At 69.3% G+C, this 21081-nt stretch carries 21 protein-coding genes; 6 read left to right on the plus strand and 15 right to left on the minus strand.

Annotated elements, in window-relative coordinates; all coding sequences use genetic code 11:
* The first annotated feature begins 64 nt into the window (after positions 1 to 64).
* Positions 65 to 703 (plus strand): response regulator, encoded by a 639-nt coding sequence (locus AC1DJ5_RS12090; protein ID WP_477020757.1) that lies wholly within the window; start codon positions 65 to 67, stop codon positions 701 to 703.
* A 5-nt stretch (positions 704 to 708) separates the two neighbouring features.
* On the opposite strand, the gene AC1DJ5_RS12095 is transcribed toward AC1DJ5_RS12090, so the two are convergent.
* The gene (locus AC1DJ5_RS12095) at positions 709 to 1494 is read right to left on the minus strand and encodes a DUF3108 domain-containing protein (RefSeq protein WP_477020758.1); all 786 of its coding nucleotides are present in this window, start codon (positions 1492 to 1494) and stop codon (positions 709 to 711) included.
* Positions 1495 to 1618: 124 nt separating this feature from the next.
* Here AC1DJ5_RS12095 and AC1DJ5_RS12100 point away from each other — a divergent pair, with 124 nt between their 5' ends.
* A complete protein-coding gene (locus tag AC1DJ5_RS12100) occupies positions 1619 to 2410 on the plus strand; it encodes a sulfite exporter TauE/SafE family protein (protein WP_477020759.1) in 792 nt (263 codons plus the stop codon).
* Positions 2411 to 2468: 58 nt separating this feature from the next.
* On the opposite strand, the gene AC1DJ5_RS12105 is transcribed toward AC1DJ5_RS12100, so the two are convergent.
* The 5 genes from AC1DJ5_RS12105 to AC1DJ5_RS12125 form a co-directional block, all read right to left on the minus strand.
* Entirely contained in the window at positions 2469 to 3065 is a 597-nt protein-coding gene (locus AC1DJ5_RS12105) for a glutathione S-transferase N-terminal domain-containing protein (RefSeq protein ID WP_477020760.1), read from the minus strand.
* A gap of 2 nt (positions 3066 to 3067) precedes the next feature.
* Positions 3068 to 4204: a flavodoxin-dependent (E)-4-hydroxy-3-methylbut-2-enyl-diphosphate synthase gene (gene ispG / locus AC1DJ5_RS12110; RefSeq protein ID WP_477020761.1), complete on the minus strand. Its 1137-nt coding sequence runs from the start codon at positions 4202 to 4204 to the stop codon at positions 3068 to 3070.
* A 64-nt stretch (positions 4205 to 4268) separates the two neighbouring features.
* Positions 4269 to 5327: a helix-turn-helix domain-containing protein gene (locus AC1DJ5_RS12115; protein WP_441454703.1), complete on the minus strand. Its 1059-nt coding sequence runs from the start codon at positions 5325 to 5327 to the stop codon at positions 4269 to 4271.
* A 109-nt stretch (positions 5328 to 5436) separates the two neighbouring features.
* On the minus strand, positions 5437 to 7641 hold the full coding sequence (ptsP, locus tag AC1DJ5_RS12120) for a phosphoenolpyruvate--protein phosphotransferase (RefSeq protein WP_477020789.1): 2205 nt from the start codon (positions 7639 to 7641) through the stop codon (positions 5437 to 5439).
* A 135-nt stretch (positions 7642 to 7776) separates the two neighbouring features.
* Complete coding sequence (locus tag AC1DJ5_RS12125; RefSeq protein WP_477020762.1) at positions 7777 to 9051, minus strand: aspartate kinase; 1275 nt, start codon at positions 9049 to 9051, stop codon at positions 7777 to 7779.
* A gap of 56 nt (positions 9052 to 9107) precedes the next feature.
* Here AC1DJ5_RS12125 and ubiG point away from each other — a divergent pair, with 56 nt between their 5' ends.
* The gene (gene ubiG, locus AC1DJ5_RS12130; protein ID WP_441454705.1) at positions 9108 to 9926 is read left to right on the plus strand and encodes a bifunctional 2-polyprenyl-6-hydroxyphenol methylase/3-demethylubiquinol 3-O-methyltransferase UbiG; all 819 of its coding nucleotides are present in this window, start codon (positions 9108 to 9110) and stop codon (positions 9924 to 9926) included.
* 11 nt (positions 9927 to 9937) lie between these two features.
* Here the strand turns inward: ubiG and AC1DJ5_RS12135 are convergent, their stop codons facing one another.
* The 5 genes from AC1DJ5_RS12135 to AC1DJ5_RS12155 are packed head-to-tail and all read right to left on the minus strand — an operon-like array spanning position 9938 to position 12814.
* Positions 9938 to 10450 carry a GNAT family N-acetyltransferase gene (locus tag AC1DJ5_RS12135; protein ID WP_477020763.1) on the minus strand — a complete coding sequence of 171 codons (513 nt, stop codon included), beginning with the start codon at positions 10448 to 10450 and terminating at the stop codon, positions 9938 to 9940.
* Entirely contained in the window at positions 10451 to 10885 is a 435-nt protein-coding gene (locus AC1DJ5_RS12140; RefSeq protein ID WP_477020764.1) for a DUF1178 family protein, read from the minus strand.
* Positions 10882 to 11721, minus strand: coding sequence for a carbon-nitrogen hydrolase family protein (locus AC1DJ5_RS12145; protein WP_477020765.1), 840 nt, complete (start codon positions 11719 to 11721; stop codon positions 10882 to 10884). The genes AC1DJ5_RS12140 and AC1DJ5_RS12145 overlap by 4 nt, the downstream gene beginning before the upstream one ends.
* Positions 11721 to 11978: a glutaredoxin 3 gene (grxC, locus tag AC1DJ5_RS12150; protein WP_441454709.1), complete on the minus strand. Its 258-nt coding sequence runs from the start codon at positions 11976 to 11978 to the stop codon at positions 11721 to 11723. Before grxC ends, AC1DJ5_RS12145 begins: the two co-directional genes overlap by 1 nt.
* A 29-nt stretch (positions 11979 to 12007) precedes the next feature.
* A complete protein-coding gene (locus AC1DJ5_RS12155; RefSeq protein ID WP_477020766.1) occupies positions 12008 to 12814 on the minus strand; it encodes a phosphoribosyltransferase family protein in 807 nt (268 codons plus the stop codon).
* On the opposite strand from AC1DJ5_RS12155, the gene AC1DJ5_RS12160 reads away from it, so the two are divergent.
* Positions 12813 to 13697: a methyltransferase domain-containing protein gene (locus AC1DJ5_RS12160; protein WP_477020767.1), complete on the plus strand. Its 885-nt coding sequence runs from the start codon at positions 12813 to 12815 to the stop codon at positions 13695 to 13697. The two genes, AC1DJ5_RS12155 and AC1DJ5_RS12160, sit on opposite strands and share 2 nt — an antisense overlap.
* A gap of 5 nt (positions 13698 to 13702) precedes the next feature.
* On the opposite strand, the gene AC1DJ5_RS12165 is transcribed toward AC1DJ5_RS12160, so the two are convergent.
* Genes AC1DJ5_RS12165 through AC1DJ5_RS12180 form a run of 4 tightly spaced genes read right to left on the minus strand, consistent with a single transcriptional unit; the run spans position 13703 to position 16638 of the window.
* Positions 13703 to 13879: a Flp family type IVb pilin gene (locus tag AC1DJ5_RS12165; protein ID WP_441454712.1), complete on the minus strand. Its 177-nt coding sequence runs from the start codon at positions 13877 to 13879 to the stop codon at positions 13703 to 13705.
* 25 nt (positions 13880 to 13904) lie between these two features.
* A complete protein-coding gene (locus AC1DJ5_RS12170) occupies positions 13905 to 14318 on the minus strand; it encodes a (deoxy)nucleoside triphosphate pyrophosphohydrolase (protein ID WP_477020768.1) in 414 nt (137 codons plus the stop codon).
* Positions 14315 to 15694, minus strand: a complete 1380-nt coding sequence (argJ, locus tag AC1DJ5_RS12175) for a bifunctional glutamate N-acetyltransferase/amino-acid acetyltransferase ArgJ (protein WP_441454714.1) — start codon at positions 15692 to 15694, stop codon at positions 14315 to 14317. The genes AC1DJ5_RS12170 and argJ overlap by 4 nt, the downstream gene beginning before the upstream one ends.
* Positions 15691 to 16638 (minus strand): peptidylprolyl isomerase, encoded by a 948-nt coding sequence (locus AC1DJ5_RS12180; RefSeq protein WP_477020769.1) that lies wholly within the window; start codon positions 16636 to 16638, stop codon positions 15691 to 15693. Before AC1DJ5_RS12180 ends, argJ begins: the two co-directional genes overlap by 4 nt.
* A 272-nt stretch (positions 16639 to 16910) precedes the next feature.
* Between AC1DJ5_RS12180 and secA the strand changes: the two genes are divergently transcribed.
* Together secA and AC1DJ5_RS12190 are read left to right on the plus strand one after the other, a co-directional pair.
* Complete coding sequence (secA, locus tag AC1DJ5_RS12185; protein ID WP_477020770.1) at positions 16911 to 19763, plus strand: preprotein translocase subunit SecA; 2853 nt, start codon at positions 16911 to 16913, stop codon at positions 19761 to 19763.
* Between the two features lie 150 nt (positions 19764 to 19913).
* Positions 19914 to 21077, plus strand: a complete 1164-nt coding sequence (locus AC1DJ5_RS12190; protein WP_477020771.1) for an aminotransferase class V-fold PLP-dependent enzyme — start codon at positions 19914 to 19916, stop codon at positions 21075 to 21077.
* Positions 21078 to 21081 lie beyond the last annotated feature (4 nt).

Below are 21081 nucleotides of genomic sequence, written 5' to 3' on the forward strand. Positions count from 1 at the left end.
CGGTTACGTCGCACCCGCAAAAGCCGTAGCTCGACAGCGGCTGAAACAACATCGGGAACACGACATGGCTTATGACGCCGCGGCTCAAGGCACGTCTGGCGGCGTGTCGGGCGCCCATGTGGAGCGGCTGTGCGCCGCTTACGACTGCCTCCTGGAGCCGAGCGGCGCCGTCTCAGCCGAGGCCGAGCTGGAACTGAAGGCCCTGGCCCGCATCTTCGATCTGGACGCCGACCGGCCGGCCGGCGAGCTGTGGCCTTCCGTGCGCGCCGTGCTGGTGCGCCAGACCCCCGCCGCAGCGCCCGGCGCGGACCCGGCAGCCGCCCCCGCGTTCGAGCCGATGACCATCCTGCTGGTCGAGGACGACGCCATCGCAGCGGCCGACCTGACCGCGGCCCTGGGCGACGCCGGCCATCGGGTGGTCGGCCCCTTCCACAGCGCCGAGGCGGCCGAGGCGGCCACCGCCCTCTATCCCATCGATCTGGCGCTGCTGGACATCAACCTGTCGGGCGAGGCCACGGGCGTCGACCTGGCCCGCAGCCTGAAGGCGCGCTGGGGCGTGCCGGTCATCTTCCTGTCCGGCGATGTGACCGCGGCAGCCCGGAACGCCGAACTGGCCGCCGCCATGGTCATCAAGCCCTATACCGGCCGCGACGTGCTGGACGCCATCGCCCGCATCGGATCGCCCGGCGCGGCCGTCCGCTGACAGGTTCAGATCAGCAGCGTCTTGCGCAGCACGGCGCCGTCGGCCGCGTGGCCCTCCGTGCGCACCAGAACCTGGGTCTCGCGGGCCAGCCAGAAGCGGGCGGGCGGCGTCTTGTCGGTGTTGTAATCCGTCTCGACCACCCAGCAGTCGATCGACCGGCCGTCCGGGGCGGCCAGGGCCTCGACGCCCGTGACCCGCCACAGATAGCGCGCCGCCGTCTGGCTGCCCGGATGGTGGAAGGGGATGGAGACGGCGTAGCCCTCGGCCAGGGGCAGGGTCTGGAGCATCTCCATGTCGGTCTCGAAATTATACATGGGCTCGGGAAAGGCGAAGGAGAGGGCCGCCTGGCTGTTGTCGGCCAGACCTTCCAGGCCGCTGATCCGATCGGGCGCGAAACGGAACCCTTCGACCAGGCGCGCCTCTTCGCGCGTGCTGACGCGCACATGGGTCAGAGGACGGAAACTGCCGACCTCGAACAGGGAATCCCGCTCGACCAGGCCGACCGGCGTGCCCGCGCTGTCCCAGCGCTGGACGATGCGCAGCCGGGGCTGGCCGTCGATGGTCTCGAACCGTGTCTCGCGACGCCAGATGTCGATCGCCGTATGGCGGCCGTCCTTCTCGCGCGAACGCAGATAGGTCCGCACGCCGGGCTTCAGCCAGTCGAACCGCGCCAGAGGCTGACCGACCGCCAGCCGCTGCGGCTCTGCGGCCAGGGCGCGTCCGGCGGCGGCGACCCCGGGGACCGAGGCGAAGGCGCCGACAAGGGCGCGGCGCGAAAGGAGCGGCGGCAAGCGGGCCTCCTGCGGCTGATCGGGACTGAGACCCTAGACCGCAGCCCGCAAAACGCTCCAGTTAAGGTTCGGCAACATTTCCAGCGTCGGCGGCGTTGCGATCTGGGCAGGAGACGGGGCGCACGTGGACAGTATTGAGACCTTTCTTCTCTTCCTGGTCGTCGGCCTGCTGGCCCAGGCGGTCGACGGCGCCCTGGGCATGGCCTACGGCGTCATCTCGTCCTCGGTGCTGCTGGCGCTGGGGGTGCCGCCGGCGACCGCCTCGGCCAGCGTCCATGCCGCCGAGGTCTTCACCACCGCCGCCTCGGCCGGCAGCCACGCCTGGCACCGCAACGTCGAGTGGCGGCTGTTCCTGCCGCTGGCGGTCGCGGGCGTCATCGGCGGCGTGGTCGGCGCCTATGTGCTGACGGGGATCGACGGCAAGGTCATCAAGCCCTTCATCATCGGCTATCTGGCGCTGATCGGGGTGTGGATCCTGTGGCGGGCGGGTCATGACATCAAGCCGCGCCGCCTGCCCACCTGGTTCACCGCGCCTCTCGGCCTCGTCGGCGGCTTCCTGGACGCGGTCGGCGGCGGCGGCTGGGGACCGACGGTCTCCTCGACCATGGTCGGGGCCGGCCACGACCCGCGCAAGGCCATCGGCACGGTCAACACCGCCGAATTCTTCCTGACCGTCGCCGTCTCGGCCACCTTCGTCTGGGCGCTGGTCAGCGGCCACTGGAAAGACGCCGCCGCGCTCCAGAGCCACGCCGCCGCCGTCGGGGGCCTGGTGGTCGGCGGCCTGATCGCCGCGCCGTTCGCGGGCCTGATCGTCAAGAAGATCTCGCGCCGGGTGCTGACCTATGCAGTCGGCGTCCTGCTGCTGTTCCTGGCCGGGTTCCAGGGCCTGCAACTGGCCGGATTGATCGGTCGATAGAACAAGGGCGGGACCGGCCTGCGCCCGTCCCGCCCCTGTGCCTTGATCCCGAGATGGATCAGACCGGGGCGGTCGCGGCGAAGCTGGGGCGTTGCTCCAACGCGGCTTGCAGGGCGACCAGATGGGGGCGACCGGTCTTCCAGTCGTAGTCGGGATGACGGAAATCGAGCCAGCTGACGGCGACGCCCGCCGTCAGAACGCCCATGTCGAAGCGGCCCGCGTCCGGGGCGGCGGATTCCAGGGCGTCCAGCGCGCGCCCCATGTTGACGGTCCAGCGAGAAATCCAGGTCGGCGAACGCTCCTGCTCGGGGCGGCGCTTCTCCAGCACCAGCTTGACGCCCATCTCCAGCGCCGCATTGCCCAGGGTTTCCAGACGCCGCACGCGCAGACGCTCAGGCCCCTCGGCGGGCAGCAGGCGCGGGCCCGAACCGATCGCATCCAGATATTCGCAGATGACCGGGCTGTCGGTCAGCGGCAGACCGTCTTCGGCCACCAGGGTCGGGACCTGCACCACCGGATTGGTCGCCAGCAGTTCGGGCGCGTTGGCGTAAGGGTCGACCGCAACCTCCTCGATCCGCTCGGACAGGCCTTTCTCACGGGCGACGATGCGGACCTTGCGCGCGAAGGGCGACGGGGTGGTGATGTAGAGCTTCATGTTCACTCGGCGGCTTTGCGGGCGGCGTCCAGTTCGGCGGCCTTCTGTTCGACCAGTTCGACGATGTGGTCGATCATGCCGTCATTGGCCTGTTTGCCGGCGATCTTGCCGTTCAGATAGACCATGCCGGCGCCCTTGCCGCCGCCGGTGAAACCGACGTCGGTATAGAGGGCCTCGCCCGGGCCGTTGACGACGCAGCCGATGATCGACAGCGACATCGGCGTGGTCACATGGGCCAGCTTTTCTTCGAGGATGCCCACCGTCTCGATGACGTTGAAGCCCTGACGCGCGCACGACGGGCAGGCGATGATGTTCACCCCCCGGTGGCGCAGGCCCAGCGACTTGAGGATGTCGAAGCCGACCTTGATCTCCTCGACCGGATCGGCCGCCAGCGAGACGCGGATAGTGTCGCCGATGCCCGCCCACAGCATGTTGCCCATGCCGATGGCCGACTTGATCGTGCCGGTGCGCAGCGGCCCCGCCTCGGTCACGCCGAGGTGGAGCGGGCAGTCGATGGCCTCGGCCAGTTGCTGATAGGCGGCCACCGTCAGGAAGGGGTCCGACGCCTTCACCGAGATCTTGAACTCGTGGAAGTCGAGGTCCTGAAGGATGCGGGCGTGGTTCAGCGCGCTCTCGACCATGGCGTCGGGACAGGGCTCGCCGTACTTCTCGAGCAGCTCCTTTTCCAGCGAGCCGGCGTTGACGCCGATGCGCATGGAGCAGCCGTGGTCGCGGGCGGCCTGGACGACCTCTTTCACCCGCTCCATCGAGCCGATGTTGCCCGGATTGATGCGCAGGCAGGCGGCGCCGGCCTCGGCGGCCTCGATGCCGCGCTTGTAGTGGAAGTGGATATCGGCCACGAGCGGCACGCGCGCTTCGCGGGCGATGGTCCTGAAGGCGGCGGTCGAGTCCTCATCGGGGCAGGAGACGCGGACGATGTCGGCCCCGGCCTCCTCCAGCTGACGGATCTGCTCCAGGGTCGCCGCGGCGTCCGAGGTCAGGGTGTTGGTCATCGACTGGACGGTGATCGGGGCGTCGCCGCCGACAGGCACCGAGCCGACCATGATCTGGCGGCTCTTGCGGCGCTCAATGTGGCGCCAGGGACGGACGTGGCCGAGTTCGGAACTATGGTCGCTCATGTCGCACGGACCATAGGCGAGGAACGACGGCAAAACCACGACATCCGGCGGCGTCCGCGACGATTCACCTCGCGGGCGGCGGAGCGGGCGACGTCGGCGCGACCGGCGCAGGGGCGGCGGCCAGCGCCGCAGCCGCCTGGGCGGCGCGGGCGCGGGTCTGGGCTTCGACGGCGGCGGCGGCGCGCGCCTCGGACTGGCGCTCCAGGGTCTGGGCCCGGACGTTCAACTGGCCCAGCGGCGTCTCCTTGGCCGGCAGGACGCCGCTGTGCTCGCCGTTCAGATAGACGTCGATGACGGCGGGGTCGGACACGTCGACCGTAGCCGACAGATTGGGCGGGGCGCGCCAGGCCTCGCCCGCCGCCAGTTGGCGCGCGAACAGGACCCGGCCGTCGCCCTGACGGATCACCAGGCTGGCGGCCTTGCGCGCCTGCAGGATGACCTGGGAGGCGGTGGCCGAGGCGCCGTAGATGGCGCCGCGCGGGTTGAAGGCGGCCTGGACCGGCAGCGCAGGCGGCGGCGCGGCGTTGGGGTCGGCGGGATCGATCCCGGTCAGTTGGGCCTCCAGCCCCGGGGTGACATAGAGTGCCGGGGTGGTCTGGTCCGGCGGGGCGTCGCGCGGCGCCCCCAGATAGAGGGGCCGTTCGGCCTCGGCGTCGGCCTCGACCGCCCAGTTCTTGGGCACGCCCGCCAGGTCGGACGGATGCGGCGGCTCGATGCGGACGACGCGCTGGAAGACGTTCCAGCCGATCACGGCCAGGACCACCGCCGCGACCACGGCCAGAATTTTGGGCGAGCTGCGGCGCATCTGCTGGACGGCGGCGCCGGTCGGGGCCTGAAGCGGCACGGCCGCCTCGGGGAATTCGCGCTTGAACCGCTCGACCGCCGTCAGTTCGTCCAGACCCAGGGCGCCGGCGTAGGCGCGGACATAGCCCATGGAGAAGATGCGCGACGGCAAGACGGCGAACTCGCCCTGCTCCAGCGCCGTCAGATAGCGCGAATGCACCCGCGTCATGGTCGACAGTTGGGCCATGGAACGGCCTGAGGCGAGACGCGCCGCGCGCAGGGCCGCGCCCAGCGTCTCGGCGTCCTCGAGGGACGGCGCGTCGTGCCGATCCTGATCCATGCAGCCGGGGTTCCGTTCGTGCGGACGCAGATGCGCCCTCCCTTTCGCTTAGACGAGGCCTGTCCTGCGGGCAACGCGGGAAAGCGGCTCCGCTTGGATCGGACCGCCGTCAGACGATGACGTTGAGCTTGCGCGCCAGGGACTCGATCTCACCCCGCACCGACCCCGCCGAGGAGCCGAGCAGGACGTTCATCCCACGGCGGGCGGCGGGCAGGTCAGCCGACAGGATCATCCGCTTGACCGGCCCCACCCCGCCGGCCGGCGCCGACAGCCGAGTATAGCCCAGGGTGATGAGGGCGAAGGCCTCCAGCGGACGACCGGCCAGTTCGCCGCAGACCGAGACCGGCGTGGCGCTGTCGGCGCATTTCTGCTGGATCTCGGCCAGAGCCCGCAGGGCGGGCGGCGACAGCGGATCATAGCGGTCCGACACCAGAGGATTGGTCCGGTCGGCCGCGAACATGTACTGCAGCAGGTCGTTGGTGCCGATCGAGACGAAGTCGGTCAGCGGCAGCAGGGCGTCGAGGTGCCACAGCAGGCTGGGGCATTCGACCATGGCCCCGACGCGCAGCAGCGACGGCAGAGGCCGCCCGCGGCGCCGCGCCCAGTCGCACTCGACATCGACCAGTTCACGCGCGGCGCGGAACTCGTCCACCGTGGCGATCATGGGGAACATGACGCGCAGTTCGCGCCCGGCGGCGGCGGTCAGCAGGGCGCGGATCTGCATCCGCAGCAGGGCCGGACGGTCGAGGCCCAGACGGATGGCGCGACGCCCCAGCGCCGGGTTCTCTTCGCGCTCGTTGTCCAGATAGGGCAGGACCTTGTCGCCGCCGATGTCGAGGGTGCGGAAGGTGACGGGCCGGTCACCCGCCGCGTCCAGCACCAGCTTGTAGAGCGCCGTCTGCGCGTCCAGACGCGGCAGCTCGTCCGAGACCATGAACTGGAACTCGGTGCGGAACAGGCCGATGCCCTCGGCCCCGGTCGCGTCCAGGTTTTCCAGATCCACCGCCAGACCGGCGTTGGTCAGCACGGTGATCCGCGTGCCGTCCCTGGTGACGGCGGGCGTATCGCGCAGCAGGTCGAACTCGGCCCGGCGCTGCGCGCGCACGGCCATACGGGTCTGGACCGCGGCCAGCATGTCGGGACGCGGGCGCAGATAGGCTTCGCCGGTCTCGCCATCGACGATGACCTGATCGCCCTCGGACAGGCGGTCGCGCAGACCCTGAAGACGACCGACGCAGGGGATCTGCAACGCGCGGGCGACGATGGCGGCGTGGCTGGCGGCCGAGCCTTCTTCCAGCAGCAGGCCGCGCAGCTTGTGGCGCGGATATTCCAGCAGGTCGGCGGGGCCGAGGTTTCTGGCCACCAGGATGGCGTCGTCGGGCAGGTCGCGATGGCCGGGATTGTCGCCCGCCAGCACCCGCAGCAGCCGGTTGGCCAGGTCCTCAAAGTCGTGCAGCCGCTCGCGGATATAGGGATCGCGGGCGTTGGCGAAGCGGGCGCGGTGCTCGTTGCGCACCCGGTCGACGGCGGCCTCGGCGGTCAGGCCCGAGCGCACCGCCTCCTCCAGCGACCGGTTCCAGCCCCGGTCGTCGGCGAACATGCGATAGGTTTCCAGCACCTCGAACGAGACGCCGCCCAGCTTGGTCTGCCCGCCCTCCAGCATCAGGTCGATGCCGGCCTTGAGCGCCCGCAGGGCCTCGGCCAGACGCTTTTCCTCGGCGGCGGGATCGTCGGACAGCAGTTGTTCGGGGGCCAGGGGCGCCTCGTGCTGGACGACGACGCCATAGGCCAGGCCTTCGGCGAACTTCTGCCCCTTCAGCCGCTCGGGCCGGTGGGGGGCCACCTCGACGTCGCGCAGTTCGTCCTGGGCCAGAAGCTCGCCCGAGGCGACCGTCTCGGCCAGGACCATGGCGATGGTCTGGATGTCCTCGACCTCTTCCTCGTCATAGCGACGAGCGGCGCGGTTCTGGACGACCAGCACGCCGATGGCCCGGCCGCCGCGCAGCAGGGGCGCGCCGAGGAAGGCGTGGAAGGGATCTTCGCCCGTTTCCGGACGATAGGAGAAGCTGGGGTGGGACGGGGCGTCCGACAGGCTGATCGGCTGGGCCAGCCGGGCCACCTCGCCGACCAGACCCTCGCCGGGACGCAGCCGGGTTTTGTGCACGGCCTGAGGGTTCAGGCCCTGGGTGGCGAACAGCTCCAGCTCGCCCGAGGCGCGCCGCAGATAGATGGAGCAGACCTCGGCGACCATCGACTGGGCGATGGTGCGCACCACCATGTCCAGCCGGTCCTGGGCCGGACCGCCGCCGGCCATGGCTTCGCGGATCTGGCGCAGGAGGTTGCGCGGCCCCCTCGTCGTCAATCCGCCCTTCACCATGATCGCTCCCGCCTTGCCGCCCGCTTGGCCGCCCGTCTGGCCTCACCAGATAGGGCGGCGTTGCCGTTCATCCTATAGCGCGTCGAGCCCGTAGGCCGAATGCAGCGCCCGCACCGCCAGTTCGGCGTAGGCGTCGTCGATCAGCACGCTGATCTTGATCTCCGACGTCGAGATGGCCTGGAACTTGACGCCCTTGTCGGCCAGGGCCCGGAACATGGTCTGGGCCACGCCGGCATGGCTGCGCATGCCCACGCCGATGACCGAGATCTTGGCCACGTCGTCGTCGATGCGAAGCTCCTCGAAGCCGATCTCGGCCTTGGCGGCGGTCATCATCTCGGCCGTGCGCTGGGCGTCGCGGCGTCCCGTGGTGAAGGTCAGGTTGACCGCGCCCTCGGTGCGGGCCTGGCTTTGCACGATCATGTCGACATTGACGTTGGCCTCGGCCAGACGCGTGAAGACGTCGGCGGGGGCGTCGGTGCGGTCCGACAGGCCCAACAGCGTGATCCGGGCTTCGTCCCGGCTCATGGTCACGCCGGAAACGATGCGCTTTTCCACGATCTCATCCTCGTCGCAAATCAGGGTGCCGGAGGCTTCCGGCAGAATTCCGTTTTCATCCGGCTCGATGAAGCTGGACAGGACCCGCACGGGGACCTGCTTGGCCATGGCCAGTTCGACCGAGCGGGTCTGCAGCACCTTGGCCCCCAGGGAGGCCATTTCCAGCATCTCCTCGTAGGAGACCTTTTCCAGGCGCCGCGCGCGGCTCTCGATACGCGGGTCGGTCGTATAGACGCCGTCCACGTCGGTGTAGATGTCGCAGGGCGCTCCCAGGGCGGCCGCCACGGCCACCGCCGAGGTGTCGGAGCCGCCGCGGCCCAGGGTGGTGATGCGGCCGTCGCGGGTCACGCCCTGGAAGCCGGGCACAATGGCGATCTGGCCCGTGTCGATGGCGGCGCCCAGGACCTCGCCGGGCACGTCCTCGATGCGGGCGCGGCCGTGGGCGTCGTCGGTCAGGATCGGGATCTGCCAGCCCATCCAGCTGCGGGCATTCAGACCCATGTTGCGCAGGGTCAGGGCCAGGAGCCCCGACGTCACCTGCTCGCCCGAGGCGACCACCACGTCGTATTCGTCGTCAGACAGGGACAGGCCGGCGGCGGCCGGTCCCGCGCCGTCGGTCCAGGCCACCAGCTCATTGGTCTTGCCCGCCATGGCCGAGACTACGACCGCGATCTTCTTGCCCTTGGCGGCTTCGGCGGCGACGATCCGCGCCGCACGGCGGATGCGCTCGAGGTCTCCCATGGAGGTCCCCCCGAACTTCATCACCAGTCGTGTCGTTTCGGGCCGCGTCATCGTGGCGTTTCGTCCCCTGCTTGCATGGGCGGCCAAGGCGGTTCATGCCTGCGGCCATGTCCGCTTCTAACGACAGCCTTGATCCGCGCAAACCCCAAAGCGAAGAGGGTTTTTCACCCTTGGTGACCGATCGTGCCGAGGGGCCCAGCATCGATCCTGCCGACGTGGCGCGCTTTTCCGCCCAGGCGGCGGAGTGGTGGGACCCGAAAGGCCCCTTCGCCCCGCTGCACCGCTTCAACCCGGCGCGGCTGAAATTCGTTCGCGACCGCGCCGCCGAGCATTTCGGCCGCGATATTCGGGCGCGCGCGCCGTTCACGGGCCTCAGCCTGATCGACATCGGCTGCGGCGGCGGGCTGATCGCCGAGCCGATGCGGCGCATGGGCTTCGAGGTCACAGCACTGGACGCCTCGTCCGAGAACATCGGCACGGCCCGCGCCCATGCCGAACAGATGGGCCTCGACATCGCCTATCGCGCCGCCACGGTGGAGCAGATGGTGGAAGCGGGCGCGGGGCCCTTCGACGTGATCCTGACCATGGAGGTGATCGAGCATGTCGCCGATCCCGAGGCCTTCGTCCGCGCCTGTTCCAGGCTGATCAAGCCCGGCGGCCTGATGATCGTCGCCACCCTGAACAGGACCCTGAAGGGCCTGCTGCTGGGCAAGGTCGCCGCCGAATACCTGCTGCGCTGGGTCCCCGCCGGCACCCATGACTGGCGCCAGTTCCTCAAGCCCGAGGAGTTGCGCGCCATGCTGGACGGCGAGCCTCTGACCGTGACCGGCCCCTACGGCCTGGCCTATGACCCGCTCAACGACCGCTGGAGCGAGGGCGACGACGTCGGCATCAACTACATGATGATGGCGACGCGGGACGCCTGATCCTCCGCCCTTCAGAGCGACCGGATCATGTAGCGGGCGTCGGCGCCGTAGCTGGCCAGCTTCTCGGCCATGCCGGGCGGGTTCTGGACCTCGAAGCCGTGACGGCCCCAAAAGGCGGTCGCCTCGTTGACGGCCACCAGGGCGATGTCTCGCCAGCCCGCCGCCTTCGACCGTTCCGCCAGACGCTCGACGATGGGACGGGTGTGACCGCCGCCGCGCGCAGCGGGGTACAGGGCCAGGTCGTGCAGATAGACGACGTCGGCGTCCTCGGGGATCGCGTCGATCAGGGTGTTCAGCGGCGGGGCCGCGTTGCGGCGCCAGGGATAGGCCACCAGATAGCCCATAATCGGCGCATCCTCGCCCCTGGCCTCGCCCGCCAGGACGAAACAGCCGTCGGGGTTGAGGGCCAGACGGTTGGCGAAACAGGCGTAGTCCTCGGGATGATCGGGGAAGGACAGCTTGGCCACCGCAGTCACGCCGTCCAGATCCCACGGCGTCATCGGCCGCCAGTTGAGTTCCGTCATCTAATTGGCCTTGGACGGATCGGGCGGCAGGCTGGGCAGGGGCGCGCAGGGCACGCCGTCGTCCTTCAGCTTCTTGACGTCGGCGGGGGTGGCCTCGCCGTAGATTTCCCGCTTCTCGCTGCGACCTTCGTGGATGTCGCGGGCCTCGCGGGCGAAGGCGTCGCCGACATAGTCGAAATTCTGCTCGACGTGGTCGCGCACCTCGCGCGCCGCCTGCAGCATCATGGCTTGCATCTGTTTCGCCATATCAGGCGCGGGCGCGGCCTTCTTCGTGCCCGAGACGGCCGGGGCCATGATCTGTTTGCGCACGGCGGTCGAGCCGCAGAAGGGGCATTCGACCAGACCGCGCGCCGCCTGATCGTCGTAGTCGGACGAGGAGGCGAACCAGGCCTCGAAGCCGTGGTCGCGGTCGCAGGACAGGGCGTAGCGGATCATTGCGGCCAGTCGAAATCGCGGTCGTGCAGCAGGGAAGGGATCGAAGCGCGCGCCCGCTGGACCGCGCTCAAATCCAGGGTGGCGGCGACGACGCCGGGCTCGTCATGCTCGGCCTTGGCGATGACCTCGCCCCATGGGCCGACGATGGTCGAGCGGCCCCAGGTCTGACGGCCGTCCTCGTGGGTTCCGCCCTGGGCCGGAGCCAGGACGAAGGCGCCGGTCTCGATGGCCCGGGCGCGCAACAGGGTCTCCCAATGGGCCTCGCCGGTCGGGCGGGTGAAGGCGGCGGGCACGGCGATCATCGCCGCGCCCGTCTTGGCCAGGGCGCGATACAGATGCGGGAAACGCACGTCGTAACAGATGCTGAGGCCCAGCCGGCCCCAGGGGGTCTCGGCCGCCGTCGCGCCGACGCCCGGACGGACCGAGGCGCTCTCGCGATAGGTCTCGCCGCCCGGCAGGTCGACGTCGAAGACGTGCAGCTTGTCGTAACGGGCCACCACCGCCCCGGTCGGGTCGATCAGCAGCGAGCGGTTGGCGGCGCGGTCGTCGCCCGCCGCGTCCGAGCGGACGATGGCCGAGCCGATCAGCAGCCAGACGCCCAGGTCGCCCGCCAGACGGCGCAGGCCCAGAACGGCGGCGTCGGCGTCCTCGGTGGACAGGGCGGCGTCGCGCAGACCCCGGCGCTGTTCGAGGAAGTTCGTGCCCTCGGGCGTCAGGATCAGTTTGGCGCCGCCCGCCGCCGCCTCGCGAATCAGCGGCTCGACATGGGCCAGCCCTGCGTCCGCCGTCGCCGGCGTCCGCGTCTGGATCAGCGCGACGTCGAGCCGCTCGACCATCAGGCCGCCAGCAGGGGATCGAGGCCGCCGCGCGCATCCAGGGCGTGGATGTCGTCGGAGCCGCCGATGTGTTTCTCGCCAACGAAGATCTGCGGGAAGGTGGAGGCGCCGTTCGCGCGGGCGACCATCTGGGCCTTGATCTCCGGATCGCGCGAGGCGACAATTTCGGTGAAGTCGACGCCCTTGCGCTTCAGCAGGGCCATGGCCGCGGTGCAATAGGGGCAACCGGGCTTGGTGTAGACGACGACTTCGGCCAACTCAGAGTCTCCTTACTCAGATTAACGCCCTACTTAGGCGGTTCGCGCGCGGTTCGCACCCTCGCGATGACCGCCAGATCTACCGCACGGGCCCCGGCGGACAAAAGGACGCGGGCGCAGGCCTCGGCGGTCGCCCCGGTCGTCAGCACATCGTCGATCAGAAGGATGCGTCGCCCCTTGATCCGGCGACGGCCCGCTTCGGTGACGGCGAAGGCCTTTTTCACGTTCAGGCGGCGGCCCCGCGCCGACTTGCCGCCCTGGCTGGCGGTCGGCGCCGCCCGGATCAGGGCGTCGGGCAGGTAGTCGAGCCCGGCGCTGCGGGCCAGCGGCCGGGCGATCTCGGCGGCCTGATTGAAGCGCCGCGCCAGCAGGCGGGTCCGGTGCAGGGGCACGGGGACCACAGCGTCGGCCTCGGCCGTCACGTCCGCGCCTGCCCGGGCGATCCAGCGGGCGAACAGGGGGGCGAACTGCTGCTGGTCGCCGTGCTTGAACTTCAGGATCAGGCCGCGCGAGGCCTCGTCATAGACGCAGGCCGCGCGGGCGCGGGCGAAGGCGTAGGGCTGGACCTGACAGGCCAGGCAGCGGTCCGAGGCGAAATCGCCGCCGTCGTATTCAAACGCCGCGCCGCAGCCGTCGCAGACCGGCGCCTCAAGGAAGACCACCCGGCTCCAGGCGTCCGGCGACAGGCCGGCCGAGGCGGCGGCCTCGCGGCTGTCGTGGGCCATGGGCGGCAGCAGCAGGTCGAGCAGACCGCGCGCCATTCCGCGCGCCTCCAGCGATATACGCGCCGCGCCATCTTTCAATCCGGCCCGCCAGCCCCCATCCTGAACGGACATGAGCGCCCCCTCCTCCGGTCCCCCTACGATCTTTGACGCCGCCCGCCGCGCCGCGCGCCTGAGCCGCGCCGCCCGGCGTTTCCCCGACGCCGACTTCCTGCACGCCCGCGCCGCCGACAATGCGGTCAACAGCCTGGAAGTCATCCTGCGCGAGTTTCACACCCCCGTCGACCTGTCGCCGCACCCCGGCGTCTTCGCCCGCGCCCTGGCCGACAGTCCGGCGAAGCAGCAGGTGGCCGAGGTTCGCGCCGTCGGATCGATCGCCGAGCGCGCCGCCCCGGGGGCCGGGCCTCTGGGGCTGGAGGACCAATCGGTCGACCTGATCGTCAACCTGCTGGGCCTGCACTGGGCCAACGACCTGCCGGGCGCCCTGAGCCAGATCCGCCGCGCGCTGAAGCCGGACGGTCTGTTCATGGCCAGCCTGTTCGGCGCGGCGACGCTGAAGGAACTGCGCGGCGTGCTGACCGAGGCCGAGTTGGAGGTGAACGGCGGGGCCCAGGCCCGCGTCTCGCCCTTCGCTGACGGCTTCGACGGCGCGGCTCTGCTGCAAAGGGCTGGATTCGCCCTGCCGGTGACGGACGTGGACCGGGTGACGGTGCGCTATGCCGATCCCTTCGCCCTGATGCGCGACCTCAGGGCCATGGGCGAAACGAACGTGCTGGCGGGTCCCATTCGGCCGCTGAGCCGCGCCGTTCTGGCTCGCGCCGCCCAGCTCTACGCCGAACGCCACGCCGAGGCGGACGGGCGGATTCCGGCGACGTTCGAGATGGTGCATCTGGCTGGCTGGGCCCCGCACGACAGCCAGCAGAAGCCGGCCCGGCGCGGCTCGGCGAAAACCCGGCTGGCCGATGCGCTGGGCGTCAGGGAACAGACCGGCGAGTAGGCGGTCTAGCCGATGGCCGTCGTGATGACGGCGCCGATCCAGTCGTACATGGCGCCCGACTTCGAGGTGAAGGCGCCGATGGCGGTGACGATGGCCAGGAAGACCAGGCCCGCGATCAGGCCGTACTCGATGGCGGTGGCGCCGCTGTCGTCGCGATAGAGCCGGCCGATGAAACGTCGCATCCTGGCCCCCTCCCGCGGCGGCTGGTCAGAGCAGGTCGCGCAACCAGGCGACCAGGGGTTCGTCGGCCGGCGGCATGGGATAGTCCGACAGCTTGTTCGGCTTCACCCAGGCCAGACCCGCATGTTCGCGGGCGACGACCACGCCGGACCAACGCCGACACAGATACAGTGGCATCAAGAGATGAAATGAATCGTAAGCGTGACTGGTAAACACGAAGGGGGCCAGGCAGGCCTCGTTGACGTCGATGCCCAGTTCTTCCTTCAACTCGCGGATCAGGGCCTGCTCGGGCCGCTCGCCAGGCTCGACCTTGCCGCCGGGGAATTCCCACAGCCCCGCCAACTGCTTGCCCTCGGGCCGCTTGGCGATCAGCACCCGGCCGTCGGGATCGATCAGGGCGACGGCGACGACGAGAACGGTAGGGACCGCCGCCTCGCTCACGAGCGATAGTCCCCGTTGATCTCGATGTAGCGTTTAGTCAGGTCGCAGGTCCACACCGTGGCCGAGGCCCGGCCCGAACCCACATGCACGGTGATGTCGATCTCGGCGTTCTTCATATAGGCGCTCATCTGGGCCTCGTCGTAGGTCGGCGACGGGGCGCCGTCGACGGCGGCGACGTGGGGGCCGAAATTGATGGCCAGACGGTCGCGGTCCACGGCCTCCTCGGTCTTGCCGACCGCCATGACGATGCGGCCCCAGTTAGCGTCCTCGCCGGCGATGGCGGTTTTCACCAGGGGGCTGTCGGCGATCGACTTGGCCAGCTTGCGCGCCGAGGCGGGCGAGGCTGCGCCGTCCACGGTGATGCGGACAAACTTGGTCGCGCCCTCGCCGTCCTTGACCAGTTGGTGCGCCAGATCGAGCATGACCTTGTCCAGCGCCGCCGAGAATTCCTTCAGACGGCGGTCGCCGACCCGGCCGACGCGCGGCGCGCCCGAGGCGCCCGTGGCGAACAGCAGGGCCGTGTCGTTGGTCGAGGTGTCGCCATCCACCGTCACGCTGTTGAAGGTGGTGCGGACGTGCAGGTTCAGCAGGGCTTTCAGCACCGGCGGGGCGATATCGGCGTCGGTGACAATGAAGGCCAGCATGGTCGCCATGTCGGGCGCGATCATGCCCGAGCCCTTGGCGATGCCGGCGATCTTGACCTTGACCCCCTCGATCTCGCACTCGGCGTAGGAGCCCTTGGGGAAGGTGTCCGTGGTCATGATGCCCAGCCCGGCTTGCGCCCAGGCGTCGGCCTTCAGCCCCGCCTCGATGTCGGCCAGGCGGGCGGTGATCTTGGTCTCGTCCAGCACCACGCCGATGACGCCGGTCGAGGCCAGCATGACGTCGCGTTGGCGGCAATCGAAGCGCTTGGCGACTTCGGCAGCCGTGCGGCGGGCCGCGTCGGCTCCCGCCTTGCCGGTGAAGGCGTTGGCGCAGCCGGCGTTGACGACCAGGGCCTTGACCCCCTCGCCGCCGCCCCTATCGGCTTCCAGCTGGCGCTTGCACCAGTCGACCGGGGCCGAGCCGACCTTGTGACGGGTGAAGACGCCGGCGCAGGACGCCCCCTCGGGGAAGTGGAAGACCACCAGATCGTCGCGCTCGTGCTTGTAGAATCCGGCGCGGGCGGTGGCGATTTCGACCCCGCCGATGGGCGGAATGGTCGGGAAGGGCACGGCCAGGGGCGAGATCATCAGGCCCGGCTTGCCGGGGGAAGCCTTGGCGGCCGACGGCTGGGCGGCGCGCTTCAGGGCCGAGGTCAGCGGGTCCAGCGCCTTTTCGAGGGCGGATTCGATCATCTGGCCGGTCGAGCCGGATTTGGCGGGCGGACGGTTCATGAGGCGACGGTTCCGGCGGGGGTGACAGGCGCGGCCGGGGCCGCAGCGACAGGAGGAAGAGCGACCGACTTGGCGGCCGGTTTGGCGGGATTGAGGAAGACTTCGAGCGAGGCCTTGCCGCGAAGTTGCTCCAGCAGTTGCCGCACGCCCTCATAGGTCAGGTAGCGGACAATAAGAGGGCGGGCCTGATCCAGCGTCGGCGGCGTTTCCAGGCGGCGGTCCTCGACGCGGAGAACGGCCCAGCCGCCCTCGGTCTGGACCGGCCCGACCACGACGCCCGGGGCCTGGCCGCGCACGGCGGCGGCGTAGGCGTCGGGCAGGACGTCGAGCGTCGAATAGCCCAGGTCGCCGCCGGAATAGCGGGTGGCGTCGTCGACCGACCGCTGGGCGGCCACCGCCTCGAAGGCGGCGCCCTGGCCCAGCACCCCGACCACGGCGTCGGCCTGTTCCTTGGTGTGCGACAGGATCAGGCGGACGCGGACCTCTTCGGTCGTCTGCGCCCGGCGCTGCTGCTCCTGATAGAGCCGCTCGACCGCCTGGTCGGACACGGCGCCGCTGACGACGGATTCCACCAGCATGTCGCCGAGGATGCGTTCATGCACCGCCTCCAGCCGCCGCTGGGCCGCAGCGCTCTTGTCCAGACCGCGGCGGCGGGCCTCGGCGGCCAGCAGCTTCTGATCCACCACCTCGTCCAGCACGCGGCGGAACAGTTCTGACTTGATGTCCAGCGGGTCATCGTCGCCGATCAGGCCCTGGGCCACCGCCTCGCGACGCACGTCCGAGGCCCAGACCGAACGGTCCTGAACCCGCGCCACGACCAGATCGTCCTTCTCGGGCGGCGTTTCCACATCGCCGCGCCCGCAGGCGGCCATCAGCGTCAGGGCCAGAAGAGCCGACGCCAGCAGAGGCCGCAGGATTCGAAAGGAGGGACGCGAAAGACGCATCAGGCGCTCCGGGCAGGCGGAAAACGGGGCCGAAAAGCGAGGTCGGAGGGCCTGTCTCGCCAAGCCCATGAAAGCCCCTCGCGTTGACAGGGGTTAGGGCGGTGCTTAAGTCCCGGCTGCGCCCAAGTCGAGGGGTTTTCGATCGTCTGCGCGGCCCCTGCGCGCGTCCCGTATTTCGGGGGTCGCCGGGACCGGCGTCGATCCGGGCCTTCGATCACGACGCTTCCTGTTTCAGAGCCTTCAGCCGCTCGACCGCCTTTACCGGATCGCCCATGCTCGGCTTCGCCAAGAAAATCCTCGGCTCCTCCAACGACCGCAAGGTCAAGGCCTTCCAGGCCCAGGCGCAGAAGATCAACGCCCTGGAATCCAAGTTCGAGGCCTTCTCGGACGACGAACTGCGCATGATGACGCAGACCTTCAAGGACCGGATCGAAGCCGGCGAGAGCCTGGACAAGATCCAGAACGAAGCCTTCGCCGTGGTGCGCGAGGCGTCCAAGCGGGTCCTGGGCCAGCGTCAGTACGACGTGCAACTGGCCGGCGGCATGATCCTGCATGAAGGCGGCATCGCCGAAATGCGGACCGGCGAAGGCAAGACCCTGGTGGCCGTGGCCCCGGTCTATCTGAACGCCCTGGCGGGCAAGGGCGTCCACGTCATTACCGTCAACGACTATCTGGCGCGCCGCGACGCCGAGACCATGGGCCGCGTCTATCGCTTCCTGGGCCTCGAAGTCGGCGTCATCGTCAATGGCCTGTCGCAGGGCCAGCGTCAGGCGGCCTACAACGCCGACATCACCTACGGCACCAACAACGAATTCGGCTTCGACTATCTGCGCGACAACCTGGTCTATGACCGGCGCGAGATGGTGCAGCGGACCCACCATTTCGCCATCGTCGACGAGGTCGACTCCATCCTGATCGACGAGGCGCGCACGCCTCTGATCATCTCGGGACCGACCGAGGATCGTTCGGACCTCTACAAGATCGTCGACGCGATCGTGAAGGAGTTGATCCAGGACAAGGCCACCTACGACCTGGACGAGAAGCAGCGCCAGGCCCTGCTGACCGAGCTCGGCTCGGAACGCATCGAGGAGATGCTGGAGACCGGCGGCCACTTCGCCGAAAACACCAACGACCTGTACGATCCGGCCAACGTCAGCCTGGTCCACCACACCAATCAGGCCCTGCGCGCCAACACCCTGTACCAGCGCGACAAGGACTACATCATCAAGGGCGGCGAGATCGTCCTGATCGACGAATACACTGGCCGCATGATGACGGGCCGTCGCCTGTCCGAAGGTCTTCACCAGGCCATCGAGGCCAAGGAAGACGTCAAGATCATGCCCGAGAACCAGACCCTGGCCTCGGTGACGATCCAGAACTATTTCCGCCTCTACGAAAAGCTGTCCGGCATGACCGGCACGGCGGCGACCGAAGCCCAGGAATTCCTCGACATCTACAAGATGGACGTCCTGGAAGTGCCGACCAACCGGCCGATCCTGCGCAAGGACTACGACGACGAGGTCTATCGCACCTTCGGCGAGAAGAACGCCGCCATCGCCGCCCAGATCGCCGAGTGCCACGTCAAGGGTCAGCCGATCCTGGTCGGCACCGTGTCGATCGAAAAGTCCGAGGAACTGTCCGAAGTCCTCAACACCTATGACTACAAGGTCGAGACCGGCCGCGCCCTCAAGGCCGAATACGCCGGCCGCGAGAAGGAAGCGCAGAAGGTCGGCGACGACGCCTATGACATCACCTACGTCACCGGCCGCGGCATTCCGCACAACGTCCTGAACGCGCGCCAGCACGAGCAGGAAGCCTATATCGTCGCCGACGCCGGCCTGCCGGGCGCGGTGACCATCGCCACCAACATGGCCGGTCGCGGCACCGACATTCAGCTGGGCGGCAACCTGGAAATGCGCCTCCAGCGCTGGACCCAGGAACAGCGCAACATGGGCGTCGAGGTCACGCCCGAGGCGCTGGCCGTGATGGAGGCCGAGTACAAGTCCGAGATCGCGGTGAACCGCGAGACGGCCCTGGCCGCCGGCGGTCTGTTCGTGCTCGGCACCGAGCGCCACGAAAGCCGCCGCATCGACAACCAGCTGCGCGGCCGCACCGGCCGTCAGGGCGACCCCGGCACCTCGAAATTCTACCTGTCGTGCGAAGACGACCTGCTGCGCATCTTCGCCGGCGACCGTCTGGACTCGATCATGCGCAGCTTCGGCGTCGCCGAGGGCGAGGCCATCAGCCACCCCTGGCTGAACCGCGCCGTCGAGACGGCCCAGAAGCGGGTCGAGGCGCGCAACTACGACATGCGCAAGAACGTGCTGAAGTACGACGACGTCGTCAACGACCAGCGCAAGGCCGTGTTCGAACAGCGCCAGGAGTTCATGGACGCCGAGGACCTGTCGGAACTGGTGGCCGATTTCCGCAGCGACGTGATCAACGATCTGGTCGAGCGCTACATGCCGCCCAAGGCCTACGCCGAGCAGTGGGACATGGAAGGGCTGGACGAGAAGGTCCGCTCGACCCTGGGCCTCGAACTGCCGCTGCGCGAATGGGCCGCCGAGGAAGGCGTCTCCAACGAGGAAATCGAAGAGCGGCTGATGGCCGCCGCCGAGGCCCGCGCCGCCGAGCGTCTGGAAATGATCGGCGCCGACCAGACCCGCGGTCTGGAAAAGCAGTTCATGCTGCAGATGATCGACATGCAGTGGCGCGAGCATCTGGTCCATCTGGACCACCTGCGCGGCGTCATCGGCCTGCGTGGTTACGGCCAGCGCGACCCGTTGAACGAATACAAGACCGAAGCCTTCAACCTGTTCGAGACGCTGCTGCACGATCTGCGCCACAACGTCACCCGCTGGCTGATGACCGTCGAGTTCCGCTTCGAGGCCCCGCCAGCCATGGAGATGCCCGAGTTCCAGGAAATCCACCTGAACCCCGGCACGGGCGAGAACGAAATGCTCAACCCGATGGCCCAGAACCCGGAAGGCATGCTGACCGGCGACGACCGCTCCAAGCTGCCGGTCGAGGCCCTGCCCGCCGACTGGGAACGCACCAGCCGCAACGCCGACTGCCCCTGCGGCTCGGGCCGCAAGTTCAAGCACTGCCACGGCAGCTTGATCTAGGAAATACTGAGGCGGGTTCGCGAAAGCGGCCCGCCTTTTTTCTGGGTGCTCTAAATTTCCCGCTCATCCCGGCGGACGCCGGGATGAGCGGTCGAGAGGGATCCCTACCTTTTCACTTGGGCCGATGCGCGATCCGGGTAAGGTCGGAGCATGAGCTACAAGCCCCTCTTCTCGCGTGCGCTGGGCCTCGATCCCGAACGGCTGCATTTCGCCGCCCACAGCCATCACCTGTGGCCCGACGCCTCCTTCGACGCCCAGGTCCAGGCCTGGGCCGAGGCCAACCGCTTCGCCGACCGCAAGTGGGACCTGATCTTCGGCGAGGTCATTCCCGAGGCGCAAGGTCACGTGGCGCGCGAGCTGAACCTGCCCTCGCCCGACAGCCTCGTCTTCGCCCCCAACACCCATGACTTCTTGCTGCGCATCGTCTCAGGGCTCGAGACCAAGCCGGTCCGCATCCTGTCCACCGATGGCGAATTCCACTCCTTCCGCCGCCAGTCGGAACGCTGGGAGGAGGCGGGCGAGGCCGTGGTCACGCGGGTGCCGCTGCACCCCTCCGCCACCTTCGCCGAGCGCTTCGTGGCGGCGGCCCGCGCGGGCGGGCACGACCTGATCCTGGTCAGCCAGGTCTTCTTTCGCACCGGCCAGGTGTTCGACGCGGTCGCCGAACTGGCGGCTCTGGCTGATCCGGCGGGTCCGTGGGTGGTGGTCGACGGCTATCACGGCTTCATGGCCACCCCGACCGATTTGTCGACCGTGGCCGACAAGGTCTTCTATCTGGCGGGCGGCTACAAATACGCCATGGCCGGCGAAGGGGCCTGTTTCCTGCACGCCCCGCCCGGCTTCTGCCCGCGCCCGGTCATCACCGGCTGGTTCGCCGAGTTCGGCCATCTGGAAGGCCCGCCCGGCGGGGTCCAGTACCGCACCGACGGCGGCCGCTTCTGGGGCGCCACCTTCGACGTCAGCGCGCTTTATCGCTTCAACGCCGTGCGCCGGATGCTGGACGAGCAGGGGCTGAGCACCGCCGACATCGCCGCCCATGCCCGCGGGCTGCAAAGCCGGTTCCAGACGGCGGTCAGGGCCCGCGAGGCGGGCGCCCTGTCGCAGGCCGAGATCCTGAACCCGGTCGAAGGCGACGCCCCCCGCGCGCGCTTTCTGGCCCTGCGCTCGGACGAGGCCTCGCGCTGGAAGGCCGACCTGCAGCACATGAACATCGTCACCGACGTGCGCGACGACGTGATCCGCTTCGGCTTCGGCCTGTACCAGAGCGAGGAAGACGTGGAGCGGCTGATCCACGCCTGCGCCCGGCTGACCTGACGCC

The sequence above is a fragment of the Brevundimonas sp. 01N35 genome (assembly GCF_056399785.1).

Bases quoted from the DNA above. Each gene is read 5' to 3' on its own strand.
- AC1DJ5_RS12090 (WP_477020757.1), top strand. From the start codon at position 65: ATGGCTTATGACGCCGCGGCTCAAGGCACGTCTGGCGGCGTGTCGGGC.
- AC1DJ5_RS12105 (WP_477020760.1), bottom strand. From the start codon at position 3,065: ATGAAGCTCTACATCACCACCCCGTCGCCCTTCGCGCGCAAGGTCCGC.
- ispG (WP_477020761.1), bottom strand. From the start codon at position 4,204: ATGAGCGACCATAGTTCCGAACTCGGCCACGTCCGTCCCTGGCGCCAC.
- AC1DJ5_RS12115 (WP_441454703.1), bottom strand. From the start codon at position 5,327: ATGGATCAGGATCGGCACGACGCGCCGTCCCTCGAGGACGCCGAGACG.
- ptsP (WP_477020789.1), bottom strand. From the start codon at position 7,641: ATGGCCGGCGGCGGTCCGGCCCAGGACCGGCTGGACATGGTGGTGCGC.
- AC1DJ5_RS12125 (WP_477020762.1), bottom strand. From the start codon at position 9,051: ATGACGCGGCCCGAAACGACACGACTGGTGATGAAGTTCGGGGGGACC.
- ubiG (WP_441454705.1), top strand. From the start codon at position 9,108: ATGTCCGCTTCTAACGACAGCCTTGATCCGCGCAAACCCCAAAGCGAA.
- AC1DJ5_RS12135 (WP_477020763.1), bottom strand. From the start codon at position 10,450: ATGACGGAACTCAACTGGCGGCCGATGACGCCGTGGGATCTGGACGGC.
- AC1DJ5_RS12140 (WP_477020764.1), bottom strand. From the start codon at position 10,885: ATGATCCGCTACGCCCTGTCCTGCGACCGCGACCACGGCTTCGAGGCC.
- AC1DJ5_RS12145 (WP_477020765.1), bottom strand. From the start codon at position 11,721: ATGGTCGAGCGGCTCGACGTCGCGCTGATCCAGACGCGGACGCCGGCG.
- AC1DJ5_RS12160 (WP_477020767.1), top strand. From the start codon at position 12,813: ATGAGCGCCCCCTCCTCCGGTCCCCCTACGATCTTTGACGCCGCCCGC.
- AC1DJ5_RS12155 (WP_477020766.1), bottom strand. From the start codon at position 12,814: ATGTCCGTTCAGGATGGGGGCTGGCGGGCCGGATTGAAAGATGGCGCG.
- AC1DJ5_RS12165 (WP_441454712.1), bottom strand. From the start codon at position 13,879: ATGCGACGTTTCATCGGCCGGCTCTATCGCGACGACAGCGGCGCCACC.
- argJ (WP_441454714.1), bottom strand. From the start codon at position 15,694: ATGAACCGTCCGCCCGCCAAATCCGGCTCGACCGGCCAGATGATCGAA.
- AC1DJ5_RS12180 (WP_477020769.1), bottom strand. From the start codon at position 16,638: ATGCGTCTTTCGCGTCCCTCCTTTCGAATCCTGCGGCCTCTGCTGGCG.
- secA (WP_477020770.1), top strand. From the start codon at position 16,911: ATGCTCGGCTTCGCCAAGAAAATCCTCGGCTCCTCCAACGACCGCAAG.
- AC1DJ5_RS12190 (WP_477020771.1), top strand. From the start codon at position 19,914: ATGAGCTACAAGCCCCTCTTCTCGCGTGCGCTGGGCCTCGATCCCGAA.